The organism is Dyadobacter sp. CECT 9275, assembly GCF_907164905.1.
Classification (GTDB): domain Bacteria; phylum Bacteroidota; class Bacteroidia; order Cytophagales; family Spirosomataceae; genus Dyadobacter; species Dyadobacter helix.
In genome coordinates, this window is record NZ_CAJRAF010000002.1 from 982,420 (window position 1) to 996,094 (window position 13,675).

12 protein-coding genes are annotated in these 13,675 nt (G+C 44.9%); 6 read left to right on the forward strand and 6 right to left on the reverse strand.

What is annotated here, in order from left to right:
- Positions 1–88 precede the first annotated feature (88 nt).
- From KOE27_RS12115 to KOE27_RS12130, 4 genes are all read right to left on the reverse strand, one after another.
- Complete coding sequence (locus tag KOE27_RS12115; RefSeq protein WP_215239144.1) at positions 89–1,135, reverse strand: FecR family protein; 1,047 nt, start codon at positions 1,133–1,135, stop codon at positions 89–91.
- 144 nt (positions 1,136–1,279) lie between these two features.
- Positions 1,280–1,846 (reverse strand): RNA polymerase sigma factor, encoded by a 567-nt coding sequence (locus tag KOE27_RS12120; RefSeq protein ID WP_215239145.1) that lies wholly within the window; start codon positions 1,844–1,846, stop codon positions 1,280–1,282.
- A gap of 325 nt (positions 1,847–2,171) precedes the next feature.
- Positions 2,172–2,675 (reverse strand): SRPBCC family protein, encoded by a 504-nt coding sequence (locus tag KOE27_RS12125; RefSeq protein ID WP_215239146.1) that lies wholly within the window; start codon positions 2,673–2,675, stop codon positions 2,172–2,174.
- A complete protein-coding gene (locus tag KOE27_RS12130) occupies positions 2,665–2,991 on the reverse strand; it encodes an ArsR/SmtB family transcription factor (protein ID WP_215239147.1) in 327 nt (108 codons plus the stop codon). Before KOE27_RS12130 ends, KOE27_RS12125 begins: the two co-directional genes overlap by 11 nt.
- 373 nt (positions 2,992–3,364) lie before the next feature.
- On the opposite strand from KOE27_RS12130, the gene KOE27_RS12135 reads away from it, so the two are divergent.
- Positions 3,365–5,893 (forward strand): DUF4838 domain-containing protein, encoded by a 2,529-nt coding sequence (locus KOE27_RS12135; RefSeq protein WP_215239148.1) that lies wholly within the window; start codon positions 3,365–3,367, stop codon positions 5,891–5,893.
- An 11-nt stretch (positions 5,894–5,904) separates the two neighbouring features.
- On the opposite strand, the gene KOE27_RS12140 is transcribed toward KOE27_RS12135, so the two are convergent.
- Both KOE27_RS12140 and KOE27_RS12145 read right to left on the reverse strand, forming a co-directional pair.
- Positions 5,905–6,384, reverse strand: a complete 480-nt coding sequence (locus KOE27_RS12140) for a methyltransferase family protein (RefSeq protein WP_215239149.1) — start codon at positions 6,382–6,384, stop codon at positions 5,905–5,907.
- 36 nt (positions 6,385–6,420) lie between these two features.
- Entirely contained in the window at positions 6,421–7,359 is a 939-nt protein-coding gene (locus tag KOE27_RS12145; RefSeq protein WP_215239150.1) for a ketopantoate reductase family protein, read from the reverse strand.
- 496 nt (positions 7,360–7,855) lie between these two features.
- Between KOE27_RS12145 and KOE27_RS12150 the strand changes: the two genes are divergently transcribed.
- From KOE27_RS12150 to KOE27_RS12170, 5 genes are all read left to right on the forward strand, one after another.
- Positions 7,856–8,071 carry a DIP1984 family protein gene (locus KOE27_RS12150; protein ID WP_215239151.1) on the forward strand — a complete coding sequence of 72 codons (216 nt, stop codon included), beginning with the start codon at positions 7,856–7,858 and terminating at the stop codon, positions 8,069–8,071.
- 205 nt (positions 8,072–8,276) lie between these two features.
- Complete coding sequence (locus tag KOE27_RS12155) at positions 8,277–8,726, forward strand: response regulator (RefSeq protein WP_215239152.1); 450 nt, start codon at positions 8,277–8,279, stop codon at positions 8,724–8,726.
- Positions 8,727–8,732: 6 nt separating this feature from the next.
- The gene (locus tag KOE27_RS12160; protein WP_215239153.1) at positions 8,733–10,760 is read left to right on the forward strand and encodes a PAS domain-containing sensor histidine kinase; all 2,028 of its coding nucleotides are present in this window, start codon (positions 8,733–8,735) and stop codon (positions 10,758–10,760) included.
- 328 nt (positions 10,761–11,088) lie between these two features.
- On the forward strand, positions 11,089–13,080 hold the full coding sequence (locus KOE27_RS12165; protein WP_215239154.1) for a hybrid sensor histidine kinase/response regulator: 1,992 nt from the start codon (positions 11,089–11,091) through the stop codon (positions 13,078–13,080).
- A 309-nt stretch (positions 13,081–13,389) separates the two neighbouring features.
- The gene (locus tag KOE27_RS12170) at positions 13,390–13,590 is read left to right on the forward strand and encodes a hypothetical protein (protein WP_215239155.1); all 201 of its coding nucleotides are present in this window, start codon (positions 13,390–13,392) and stop codon (positions 13,588–13,590) included.
- The last annotated feature ends 85 nt before the right edge of the window (positions 13,591–13,675 follow it).

Here is a 13,675-nt window from a genome sequence, read left to right on the forward strand (position 1 = left end):
TTCATAAAACTTCCTTAAACAAGCCAGGGAAAACCCTAACGATCATGTATATACTTTTCCATATTTAAAGGTTTATCTTGTACATAAATTATTTGCATTGTTCCCCGCCCGTTAGGATAATATCGCCCCCGGGCTCGACCGAATAGCTGAGCTGGTTCACAGCACTGATGACCTGCAGTACATGATCCAGTTCTTCATTATTAAAGAATGTTGCGGTAATGTGGCAGTCAGTCAGGGCCTTGTTCTGTAAAGTGAACTTCACTCCGAATTTTTGAGACATCATTTGAATGGCCTCATGCATAGTAACATTGTCCATGACCAGAAACTTATCCTTCCATTCGGTTACGGTTTCAGCCTTAATACTCGTTTTCACAAAATCACTGGTGTTGGTATTCACAACGAGTTGTTCATCAGGTGCCAACATTTCATAGGTTTTGTGATCATCACCCACCTTCACTTTTCCTCTGGTGACGGTTACCTTAATTTCAGATTCATTGGAAAAAGAACGAATGTTAAAAGCAGTTCCCAGTACGGTGGTCAGGAACTTCCCGGTTTTTACACGAAATGGCTTTGCAGCATCGTGTTTTACATCAAAAAACCCCTCCCCGTTAAGCCACACTTCTCTGTTTTCTGCTCCGAAATCGGCTGGGCTATAGGACAATTCGCTTCCCTGGTTAAGCAAAACAGTACTTCCGTCTGGCAACTTCACAAGCTGAGTATCCGAATATTTAGCCATAGATTTAGTCTGCGGAGAATTGCTGAAACCCTGAGAATCTGCAACAACTCCTTCACTCGCACCGGATTTTCTGAAAAACAGCCAGCCGTAGAAAAGTATGCCAGACACCGCTGCGGCAGCGGCAATTATCCTCCACACCGGCCTTTTCCTGGCATCTGTATTGCTAAACAGCCTGGGTTGAATTTTTTCCCTGATTTTTCCAGAATAAATTTTATCCATCATCAGTTTCTCATCCATTTCGGATGGTATCTGCAATTCAGCCTGCAACGCTTCAGAGAGTTCATGGTCCAGTAAATGATCATATTGTTTTGATTGCACGAGATTGAAAAACTCTTCCAACTCCTGAGGTGTAGCAACCTGGTCAATATAGCGTTGTAACAGATAAGAAAATTTGTCCATGAAAGAATATTATTCTGACCATTTTTAAAAAATCAATATTTTAAGCAAGTCTCCAGCACTTTTATCATGATTTTATACTCAAGAGTCAAAAAGGCACCCGAACAACTAGTCGGCACAAACTTTTTTTTAATATTCCCGAAATTTTCAGAGAAAAGAGGCAATGACGGAGATCAGCCCAGCAATATGATGCTGCAGATGTTTACGGATGGACTTAAGGGCCGCAGTCATGTGATTGCTTACGGTGTAGGGAGAAATATTCAGAATCCTTGCAATATCTATATGCCCCAGTCCTTTAACTTTACCCAGCTCAAATATTTGCTTTTGCTGAGGAGGCAGCTTTTGCACCGCCTGATGGAGCAGTAACTGGTATTCGTCGACCGTGTCATTTCCCCATAGCTCCGCTCTTTCTGAAAATTCCCGATGGGTATGCGATTTCTCTGCAAGATCTCTCAGGTATTTAAGGCAGATATTTTTTGTAATGGAGAAAAGATATGCCCGGAAGGACTGTATTCTGACTATTTCAGATCGTTTCAGCCAAATGGTCAGGAATGTTTCCTGTACCACATCTTCCGCCAGCTCGGCCGACTGAAGATATCGCTTCGAAACACGAAAAATCCCCGCGGAATAATAATCGTAAACAACCCTAAAGGCACTTTCATTGCCTAATGAAATCTCAAACAGCAGTTCTGCTTCGTTATCCAGGGATCTCAATTCGAATCAGGATTAATGGGTTGGAATGGCTAATTTAGATATTGTTGTTTAAAATTCAAACGGGAGGTCCTTCAACGCTGTGAGTTTTAACAATCTTATCGTTCTGCTTTCAAAACGTCGTGAAATATTCTTGCACAGACAAAGAAAATTCATCGAAAAGTACCATTCGTATCCCTGCTGCGCTACACACACCTCGCAGCTTATTAAAAAAGTCCGGAAAACCAGTTTAAAAAAACAGATTTCCGGACCTACATGTATCCTCCCGGGGCCATTTTACTTTCCCCGTAAGATTATGGTTTATGAATTTTGCCAATATAACAATTTGTTACCCGTTCAGCGTCACCAATAATTCATCAAGCCTTTCCATGGTTGAGATCAGCCCCTCTTCCATTCCCATTTGCAATACGGTTTCCAGGTCCGCAGCCGAGTTATAGGTTATCACCGACTCGACCATGGCGTTTTCGCCCTTTTCCAGAAAAGATACATCCCACCGGGCCCTGGGCAACGCAGGATTAAGGGTGCCATTTTCATCGCAAAAACCGTCCCATCCCATATAATATTCAATAGGCGTGATTTTCTCGTAATCCATCCGTCCCCAGTATTCTGTTCCGCTGGGCTCGACCATGGCGTAAATCCAGTGTCCTCCTTCGCTAAAATCCATCGACTTCGTTTTGGTAGTCATAGGTTTCGGAGCAAACCACTTATCCAGCAGTTCACTTTTGGTATATGCATCCCAAACCAACTGACGACCCGCCAGAAACTCCCTTTTGATGGTCAACGTGTGCTTTTCTTTGTCTGCGATAAAATCGAACTGAAGATTATTTTTCATTGCTGTTTGTTTTGATTGTTAATAATAATTCATCAAGCTGGCTGAACCGGCTTTCCCAGATCTTCCTGAACTGTTCCAGCCATTTATCAATGTCTTTCATTTTTTCAATCCGGAGCTGGTAATAAATTTCCCTCCCTTTCTGCTCCTGCCTGAGCAGTTCACACTCCGACAAAATTTTTAAATGCTTTGAAACCGCCTGTCGGGTCGTATCAAAATGTTCGGCCAGCGCGTTGGGCGTCATGGCCTGCAGGGCAATAAGTGCTATGATGGCTCTCCGGGTAGGGTCGGCTATGGCCTGAAAAACATCTCTTCTCATTCTAATACTTACCATTAATGAAACTAATTGGTTGCAAATATATTTGCAACCAATTAGTTTCACAAGTTTCATCAGAACTTTTTTAGTTTTTTCCGTAAGATTTTTGCAGCCTGGTCAAAATCCTAAGAAGTGAATAGAACGGAATAAGGTAACAGGCAACCGCAGGCTGTGCATGTTGTCAACAAAAGAGGACAAAGTAACGGTGATAGCCTTTCGCGGCAATTTGCCGTATAAATGATTGTATCTATACAATCAGCTTTAACAAATGCAGCGGTATCAGCCCATATCCAAGAGGATCTTTTTAATTGCCTTTCTATTTCTCTGCGCATTCCAAAATATTTTGGCCAGAGAGTATAAAAATATTCAAGTAGTCATGGGCGCAATGGCCTCTCCGGTTGAGAAAAAGATAGCTGCTTTACTGGCAGCACGGCTGACGGAAACCGGTTATGCTCACGTTAGCCTGTCGACGGAAACAGCTTTATCTCAGGATACTCCCTCCGCACTGTTGATATACCTGGGTATGGCAGCTCACCATAACGGGATCCGGAACCTGATGAAAATAAAAAGAATTCCGGAGCTTACGACCCTGGATCCGGGGCAGGAAGGGTTTCTGGTCAAGTCTGTTTCAGAAGGTACCAGAGCAATTTTACTGGCCATTGGCAAGGACGACAGAGGATGCCTCTATGCCGTCGGGGAAATTCTCCGGAAAGCGGTTTTTAAAGATAATTCCCTGCAAATCCCGGATGATCTGAACGTTAGGTCTGCACCTGCTTTTGAGATCCGGGGCACCCAGTTCGGGCAAAGCCATATCGCGAAAAATCTGGCAAAGGTCCGCCCCTGGACCGACGAAGAAACGCAGCGCGTCATTCTTGACTATGCCCTTGCCGGCGCCAATATTTTCAGTACGCCTCCTGGCAAGATGTTCGATTTCATCAAGTCGTTTGGATTGATGACCCTGGGAGAATTTAACCCCAACGAAGCCCCCGAGGTAACCGATCCGGCCTGGGCGGCAACGGAATCCATCGGCCGACCGGGGTATGTCTGCCTGTCGGTACCTGAGGCCAGAGAACATATCCTCAAAAAATGCGAGAAGCGGTTCAGCAAAGAGCCTGCCTATGACTTTATTCAGTTTAAAGGCGGTGACGGCGGCGGCTGTGAATGCGACCTTTGTAAACCCTACGGACTAAAATTTATTACCCTGAGCGAGCAACTGGCCGGGATCATCCATAAGTACCACCCCGGCACAAGACTTTATTTTACGAATCAGAAGTTCAATAACGAGGACGACAATGCCATTTTTGCCTATCTCCGTGAAAAGCCCCGTAACTGGCTTTGGGCCTGGGGATACGGTCCCGGTTCGGACGCCACCTCTTGGCAGCCCGGGCATAGGCAGAATCACAGAATGGACCTTTTCCAATACCCTGGTTTCGGGCCTTACGGCCTGTATCCGCTGGAGATCATCCGACAGATGCCGCCGCAACATAAACTATTGTATTTTAACGAAATAACGCACTGGAAATATGCACAACATGCCTACATCCAAATGTACCCGCGTGCCGACAAAAACGGAGATCTGCCACCACCATGGAGCCATGAAATTTATGAAAGACGTCCGGACCAGGCGCTCACAATGGTATACAACCGGCTTACGTTTTATGCCTGGCCCAGGTACTACCATCGCGTTTTTAACGATCTTATGCGTTATGGAGCCGGAGATGTCACCCATTCCAGCGGGCATCATGACCATTTTAACCAATGGATGTGGCAAAGGCTGCTTTGGTCTCCAAGACAAACGGTTGAAGCCGTGATGCATGACTATTGTACGACCTGGTTTGGCCCAGCCGCAGCTCCGGAAATGGGAAAGGCTATTTTTCAACTGGAAGAAAACCTGGAAGAAAAGAAGGAGATACCCATTTCAAAAAAGGAAGGAATAAACCGCTACTATACCCTTGTGAAAAGCGCTGGCCTTAAAATACCGGCCAGTCAGATGAAAAAGGACTGGCTCTGGCGAATGTACATGCAAAAAGGCGCCCTTGATCTTTACACAAAACTGAATGTCCGCCAGCAACTTTCCGCCCAATCGAAAATTGAGGAAACGATCCGTAAAAGTGCGGTTGCCGGCCTGTCAGTAAAAAAAATAGACGAAATGCTAAGCCTTATCAACATGGACGCCGAGAGCCAGGAAATGGTAAAACTACGTCTGGAAGCAACGAAACTGAGCGATGAAAGTAACGCGAATTTTGGAGAAAGGAACGATGGAATTTATAATTTAAAACATGACTTCATCGGGCTTGGGTGGGTGCGCCGCCAACTGGAAAGGGCACGGCTGGCCAAAGCGGAGGAAAGGAAACAGTTACTGAATATGATCGTCAGTTATGAAGATCCCGGGGAGGGCGGATACTATGATAATCTGGGTACTGCCAATGATGCACCGCATGTCGAATCGGGCTATCCTTATGATCATGGGCAGCCATACGTGGCGCAAATGCTTTCGGAGTCTAACAGGCCCAGCCAGCGCTCCATGCATTTTACGCAGGACGAGGATCAGGGCGTTACCCTCAGATACACAGAACTCGACACAACAGCCGCCTACAAAATCCGGTTCACGCTTGTAAGGCCCTGGTACCAGGAAAGATATGCCGAAAGAATGAACCAAAAATCAGAATCCATTTATGCAAATGATGTACTGATAGCCGAAAACGTAGAACTGCCTTTGCAGATGAGCGATTTTTTCACCTTTGACATCCCCTCAGAAGCAGTAAAATCAGGCGAGGTCGTAATCCGCTTTGAAAGGAATGCAAACGTAGCACACGGTTCCCGGATCAGCCGGGAGCAATGGCGTAATTCCGGTGGCTGGGGTACGATGGTATCGGAAGCCTGGCTCTTAAAAGTGAAAAAATGAAACGGACCGGATCAGTTATGTTTTTGATTTTTTCGGAGCTTTGGAAAAAAACGGCCTGCATAGGCCATATAGCTTCGATAGCCTGGATAAACAGCTTTCAGCATTTCTTCTTCGTATCTGGACTTGAAATAAAACAGCATGCCAAGCAAACAAGCCACGCTCAACCGTCCCGCGTGGGCCGAATAGAATCCAAAACCAGCCACCATGAGCCATATTCCGCTATAAACAGGATGCCGGATGTACCTGTAAATACCACTTGTTACTAAAATACCCTTTTGAAGCGGAGTGGGAAAGGGAGTCAGGCTTTTTCTCAGGAGATACAAGCTCGTACAGCAAATACCAAATCCTGTAAACGCCAGAACAAGTCCCGCTATCTGAAGAATGATGTTACCATTAAACGGAAAAATCGGCGGGATTACTACATATAGCGCAAACAACAGGATCTGAATTCCTACAAAAAACAGATCTTTTTTCTTTTTTAAACCATTCATCGACAATGAGATTCATATACCAGCGTATCAAAATCGTTATTCCGTTACCTTAAAATTGAGGTCTGCTTTTAATTTGGTCAGCATGCCAAGTAACCTTGTTTGCCCGACCAAATCTGTCATTCCCAAACTATCAGCCATCTCGGCAATCTGAAAGTTCAGGGTTTCTATTTCTGTTCTTTTCTTGTTCCGGATATCCTGCAGGGTGGAGATAAACTGTCCGTCCGAAAGTCGGCTGATCTGTAAAAGGCCAGTACGTATTTCGTTGAAATCCAGGTTAATTCCCCGCGCGTTAGCTACCAGCAAACATTCCCTAATTACGTTTTCTGCCATTTCAAGCGCTGCCTTGTCCCGGTGAAATATACCATTATCAACTTCCAGCAGCGGGCAAATAGAATTAAAAGCGCAGTTGATGATTGCCTTTTTCCATACGATGGGCAAGATATCGTTTTCCGCCCTGAATTCGAAATGGGGAGAACTTAAATGTTCCACGACCCTGCTCAGCGTCTCAACACCGCCTTTTACCCTGCCAACGGGAGAAACAGAAACAGGCTTGAAACTGACGCTATCGTCAGATGCCACCTGGCTCGTGGCAAAAAGTACCGCCCGATAAATCTCAGGATACCCCTGATTTTCAAACGGCTGTTCTACTCCAAGGCCGTTCTGAAGAATAACAACCGGACTATTTTTCACCTTGTCCCTTAGCCCTTCTGCTAACTGACTGTTGCCATAGGATTTGGTTGTCAGTACCACCATACCATTCAATTCCGGAAAGTTGTTCAAGGTACTGATCCTTATGTCCGATTTCAAAACAAGGCCTCCGTGAATTAACACCTCTATGGTCTCCACCCGGTCCGAACCATCGTTCACACTACCCCGAACCAGGGTCACATCTTTTCCTGCAACTTTCAAAAATACTGCAAGCGCTTTACCGATTGCGCCACAACCGATAATGAATATCTTTCCGTTCAGTTCCATCTGATCAGTATTGATTATAAAATCCGGCGCCGGCCGCAGAGGCTGCTGCTGACGGACGCCCCTGCAAAATTGGATAGTATTCTAACAAAAGAACAGATACAATTTATATAAATTACACCATAACAGATTATCGCACACAACTGGATCAGGCTACCAAAACCTTTGCAACCTATCTGTTTTTGGAAGACCCGAAATTACGGACCAAAAACCTGCATGAGTACCTGAAAAACTGCTAATGAGCGTTTGCAGCCTGAATCGTACGCTCAGAGAGCACTACTGTGGAAATGGGTGCGCGATGCGTATACAGCTATAAATGAGACCTGTATCCAAACCGTGTTTAGAGAGACCAGTATACTCACTTAAAAATATGCACTAAAATAAACGTGCTCGAACACAAACAAAACAGCTGTATTTATAAAAATATTTCTACAAGTATTATGCGAATTATTTTTAAATTAGAAAAAAATACATCCCCTCTCACTAAATTACTGAAAGCATGGAAAATTCAACAAGCCCGTTCCAAGGCGATGTTCCATCAGAAAGGGACGCCGAAATACTGCAGGAGCTTTTCAACCTGAGCAACGCGCTCAGAGAGCTGAATTTTGCGATCAATAACCAGATTGAAAAAATGAAAAACAATGCATCGCTCACTTCCACGGGAAACATGGGTACAACTACTACCTCCCTCGTTAATGATGGGAGCAAACCTTGACCGTCTCTTTTGGCAGGCAATCTGATTCACTGAAATACTGGCTTAGCAGGCTCCCTGCAAATGCATTCCCGACACACAAATAATTGCTGCCCCGGCATTGTGCTTCTGCACTTCTGAGCCCCCCTCAAAGCGCCCTTGCAGAGTTGCAGGATCAGTGTATTATGGCTATTATTGTGATTTAGAAGTAAATCACCGAACGCGTTACATGAAAGTGACCGATTCCTATCCGAAAACGATCTTACTGGTTGATGACGACTCCGACGACCAAGAATTATTCGAGGATGCCCTGAACATGGTAGCAGAGGGCATTATTCTGAAAACGGCCGAAAACGGAATCGAAGCGCTTAAGTATCTTCAAATGCCAGCAGAACTGCCGGAGCTGGTTTTTCTGGATCTGAACATGCCCTTGATGAACGGATATGATTGTTTGAAAGAACTGAAAGCCAGCGAACCTACCCGGCATATACCTGTCATCATTTTTTCAACTTCTGTCATGGAGGAAACGGTAAATGCGGTATATGAAAGCGGTGCCAGCCTTTATGCTGTTAAGCCCAACAGTTTTGCAGCTTTGAAAGAGCTGCTCAAAAGAATACTGGCACTTGACTGGCAAAAACCATTTTATGCCGCCAAAGAGAATTTCATCTTGCAAGCATAACTTTTTATGGAGCGTACTTCCGCAAATCCGCCATTCCTGGGTATTGATTCTGAAATTGGTAACCTTATGCGGCAGTACGATTGGACAGCTTCATCGCTGGGAACACCGGAAAGCTGGCCGCAGAGCCTGAAATCCAAGCTCAATACCTTGATGAGCTCTGCTTTTCCTATGGTTCTCTTTTGGGGTGAAGACCTCATTTGTTTCTATAATGATGCCTTTAGGCCAAGCCTGGGTAATGAAGGCAAACATCCTGCTATTGGAAAAAAGGGCAAAGAAGTTTGGGCTGAAACCTGGGATTTCGTTGGCCCGCTGATCTACCAGGTGCTGGCTACCGGAAAGGCAGTCTGGTTTGAGGATCAGCTGGTACCCTTCTACCGGAATGGAAAAATTGAAGATATCTACTGGACTTTCAGCTACAGCCCAGTCACAAACGATCTTCACCAAATACATGGCGTTCTGGTGATCTGCACGGAAACAACAGAAAAGGTTAACCTGCTGAAAAGACTGGAAGAGTCTAACAATCTATACGCTTTTGCGATTGATGCCTCCGAACTTGGTACTTGGGATTTAAATCCCAGGAACAACAAATTTCTGGCAAACGCCAGGTTAAAATCCTGGCTGGGGCTTGAACCGGGGGAACAAATCCAACTTTCCTCGGCAACCAATGCCATTACCCCGAATGATCAGGAAAGGGTCGCCCATGCGATTCAGAAATCACTACAGCCTTCGTCAGGAGGATTGTACCATATTGAATACACGATTGTAAATGCGAAAACGGGCCAGGAAAGGGTAGTCAGGGCAGTAGGGAAAGCGGCTTTTGACGAACAAGGACAGGCCACCCGGTTTAACGGCACGCTGCAGGACATTACCGCAGAGGTAGCGGCAAGGGAAGCCACGCAAAAATTGTCTGTGCTGGTTGAAAACAGTGTGGATTTGATGGCGATCCTTAAAATGGATGGCAAGAACAGTTACATCAATCAGGCCGGAAAAGAGTTACTCGGCGTGGATGAGACGGAAGATGTTACACAAATACCTATCTCTGATTTTCATACCCCGGAACAACTGGAGTTTGTAGAGTCTCAGATCATCCCTTCTGTGATATCAACGGGCAAATGGGCCGGCACCTTTGCAATCAAGAACCGGAAAACAGGTGAAATTATTCCGCTCTATAACAATTGCCACAGAATAGACAATGAAAGGACCGGTGAGCCTGTGGGCGTCGGAACGGTCATGAGGGATATCCGGTCGGAAATCAATATCCGCCAAAAACTGGAAGATGAGGTACGACAACGGACCCTTGACCTGGTAAAACTCAATGAACAACTTGAACGAAAAAACAAAGACCTGGCCTCTTTTGCCTTCATTTCCAGCCACGACCTACAGGAACCACTCAGGAAAATCAATACGTTTGTCTCAAGAATTCAGGAAAACTGTCATTCTCTTACCGATGAGAATACCGGCTATTTTGAAAAAATAAAAAAATCGGCAACAAGAATGCAAACGCTGATCAGTGACCTGCTGAGTTTTTCCAGGACGAACATCACCCAGGTGAACTTTGAAATTACGGATTTTAACGACATTCTGGCCCAAACTCTGGAAGAATACCAATACAAAATTGAAGCTGCCAACGGAACGGTAAAGACCCTGGGGTTACCTGTGCTGAACGCCATACCTTTCCAGATACGGCAGATCTTTGATAATTTGATCGCAAATGCCATAAAATTTGCCCGAAGAGACGTGCCGCTGGAAATCATTGTCTCTGGAGAAAGGGTCTCTGAGGCCCGGGCTGATCAGAAAATTCTGGAAAATGGTTACTATCGTATCGTGATACAGGATAATGGCATTGGCTTTCAACCGCAATACCAGGAAAAAATATTCGAGGTTTTCCAGCGGCTGCATGCCCGTGAGGTATACGAAGGAACGGGCATTGGCCTTGCCATCTGTAAAAAGATTATGGAAAATCATAACGGGTATGTTACCGCCAGGGGAATACCTGAAAAAGGGGCAACTTTTGAATTGTATTTTCCCGCCTGATTGCTACCAACCCCGAAAACATCCGCTGAGCCTGCAACCGGTTTCAAAAATTCTCTCATCTGCCATGGTCATATTTCTCCCTGGCTTTGTTTTTATTCTGCCCGCTTACGGATATTACCGCTCACCAAAATCAGCCGACTGCATAACAAATTTTAAAACACCAAACTACAACCACCTCGAAATGAGAAATATAGATAAATATTGAGATTATAGTAAAAAAATATGCCTAAATTGATCGAAAATATTGTTAATAAATTCGACCCGCCAACGCAAACACATTGCTAGTCTGGATTTGTTATACGGGCTCGTTAATTTTTTATCAATGGATATGCCAAACCCACCTCTGAACAATCAAGTAGCTAATCAGGAAACCAATTCTGCACAAAATCTGATAGAACTGACGGCCCACCTGCAGTCACTCATCGCCTCCCTGGATGATATTGTATTTGAAATTGATGGCACACATTCGTTTAAAAATGTGTGGGTCGACGATGAAACCAAGTTATTCATGCCCAAAAATGATTTTCTGGGCAAAAAAATAAGAGATGTAGCAGGCCCCCTGGCCGATCTGGTGACCGGCCTTATCAATAAGGCGATAGAAACGGGTGAGATGACGGAAATCGTCTATAAACATTTTGACAGCAGTATCGATCAATGGTTCAGGGCTCGTATCAAGCCAGTTATCAAGGCACCTGATCCAAAAGAATATGTCCTTGTCCTGAGTATCCAGGATGTTACCAGACAAAGGCATGCCGAACTGATACTGCAGGAAACCAAAGAAAGTCTCGAACTTAGTAACCAGCTCCTGGACGTCAGCCAGAAGTTAAGTCAGACTGTAGGCTGGGAGTACAATATGCTGACCGGAGAAATTTTCTGGACCAAACAAGTTTACCTGCTTTTTGACGAACAGGAAGGTTTTCAGCCTACCCTTGACAACCTGCGTCCGCTGATAGAGCCCGATGGCTGGAATCTGATGAAAGAGGCCATTGACCAAAAACACGGGTACGACATAGAAATAAGGGTACAGACTTCCAGGGGAGCAAAAAAATGGGTCCGCGCCATCGGAGAGCCGGTGCTCAGGCGTGGTGAACTGGTGACAATGAGAGGTGCTTTAATGGATATTACCCTCAACAAGGAAAATGAAATAAAGATCATAGAGGCAAAAAATGCTGCCGAAGGTGCTTCCAAGGCCAAGTCAGACTTCCTGTCTATTATGAGCCACGAAATACGTACACCTTTAAATGGCATTATCGGCATAGCTAACCTCTTAAAACTGAATCATACGGTAGATCAGAATGAGTACGTCAGTAACCTGATTTTCTGCGCTGACCATCTTTTAGAGCTTATCAATGACATCCTGGATTTGAACAAGATGGAAAATGACAAGCTTGAACTCATTGTAGCGGAAGTTAATCTTGCCCAGCTGATCAGGAACATTAAGAACCAGTTCAAATCGCTGGCAGAAGCCAAGGGAATCCGGATTGTAAGCCTGATTGACGACGACATACCAACTAACATCATTGCAGACCCCATCCGACTGGGACAAATCCTTAACAATCTGGTCAGCAATGCCATCAAATTTACGGAGAAAGGAGAGGTTGCCCTTATTGTAAAGCTTGTCGCGTTGAAATACAAAAAAGCCACCATCAATTTCAAGGTAAAGGATACCGGAATGGGTATCCCGGAAGAGCTTCATGAAACGATTTTTGAAAGCTTCAAACAGGTACAGCAATCGGCATACCGTAAACACTCCGGTACCGGGCTCGGGCTGGCGATCACCCAGAAACTGGCAGCCCTCCACCATAGCAGGATCGCCCTGCATAGTGAACCCGGTGTTGGGACCGAGTTTTATTTCGATATAACATTTGACATCGCCGAGAACCAGAAGAAGCTCTCGTCACTTTCCATATCGCCGGTAATGGCAAGTTTTGAAAACAAACTTAATGGCCTCCGCATCCTGTTGGTGGAAGATAATCCCATCAATGTCCTTGTGGCGAGAAAACAACTGGAATACTTCGGCGTTTCTCTGGATTATGCTTACAGTGGAAAAGAAGGATTGGCATTGCTTGAACAAAACCAGTACCACGTTGCTTTGCTTGATCTGCACATTCCCGAAATTGACGGGTATGCACTGGCCGAGATCATCCGTAAAAAGTATTCCGACGTGCACATTATTATTTTCACCGCTGACATTATGCAGGATGTGAAAATACGACTTTCTAAAATGCAGGTTTATGATATCCTCAGCAAGCCGTTCGCGCCTGACAAAATGTTTGAAATGCTCTTAAAAGTTGCAAAAGCAAGGAACCTCACAGCCTGATATTCAGGGAAGTTTTCGGTACCTGGCTCATACCGCAATACCACTCTCTCCCGCATTTACTGATCTCTTTTTTGAAGGCTCCTGTGAAGATACCTGCGCAAGGGAACAGAATGTGTTTTCACAAAACTGAAATTTCTGCAGATCAGGCCCCCTCCTTTTCTCAGCACCCCATAGTTTACAGGGCAGAAAAACGGCTTTATTTCCCATTTTGAGCACAATGGAACGTATTTTAATGCCTTTTTAACATGCTTTTAACTTGTAATTAAGGATTTCGTGCGGATTTTGTAGAAGTAAATTAAAGTCACTTCTATGAAACGAGTTGTTTGGTTATCTGCCACCGGAAATTTGCCACCGGAATACGAGGCGCAATCTCTTCGGTTCAGCTCCAAAGATTCTGACCGCTTTGCTACCGGGCTGTTTCGGCCAACGGGTATCCCATATTCAAAGGTAAGACTGCCCTGGATGACAGCCCGCTCCTTCCACTTAATACAGGTTTTGGCCCAAAGATGATAAAGGCATTCCCAAAATATTTTTTAGTCCTGTGCATTCTGCTGCTGAGCACATGCTATTGCCTGAGCTCCGATCTGCATCCGAA

Excerpts from the sequence above, each read along its gene's own strand:
- KOE27_RS12160 (WP_215239153.1), top strand. The coding sequence starts at position 8,733 with ATGGAGCGTACTTCCGCAAATCCGCCATTCCTGGGTATTGATTCTGAA.
- KOE27_RS12165 (WP_215239154.1), top strand. The coding sequence starts at position 11,089 with ATGCCAAACCCACCTCTGAACAATCAAGTAGCTAATCAGGAAACCAAT.
- KOE27_RS12135 (WP_215239148.1), top strand. The coding sequence starts at position 3,365 with ATGGGCGCAATGGCCTCTCCGGTTGAGAAAAAGATAGCTGCTTTACTG.
- KOE27_RS12145 (WP_215239150.1), bottom strand. The coding sequence starts at position 7,359 with ATGGAACTGAACGGAAAGATATTCATTATCGGTTGTGGCGCAATCGGT.
- KOE27_RS12150 (WP_215239151.1), top strand. The coding sequence starts at position 7,856 with ATGGAAAATTCAACAAGCCCGTTCCAAGGCGATGTTCCATCAGAAAGG.
- KOE27_RS12125 (WP_215239146.1), bottom strand. The coding sequence starts at position 2,675 with ATGAAAAATAATCTTCAGTTCGATTTTATCGCAGACAAAGAAAAGCAC.
- KOE27_RS12130 (WP_215239147.1), bottom strand. The coding sequence starts at position 2,991 with ATGAGAAGAGATGTTTTTCAGGCCATAGCCGACCCTACCCGGAGAGCC.
- KOE27_RS12155 (WP_215239152.1), top strand. The coding sequence starts at position 8,277 with ATGAAAGTGACCGATTCCTATCCGAAAACGATCTTACTGGTTGATGAC.
- KOE27_RS12140 (WP_215239149.1), bottom strand. The coding sequence starts at position 6,384 with ATGAATGGTTTAAAAAAGAAAAAAGATCTGTTTTTTGTAGGAATTCAG.
- KOE27_RS12115 (WP_215239144.1), bottom strand. The coding sequence starts at position 1,135 with ATGGACAAATTTTCTTATCTGTTACAACGCTATATTGACCAGGTTGCT.
- KOE27_RS12170 (WP_215239155.1), top strand. The coding sequence starts at position 13,390 with ATGAAACGAGTTGTTTGGTTATCTGCCACCGGAAATTTGCCACCGGAA.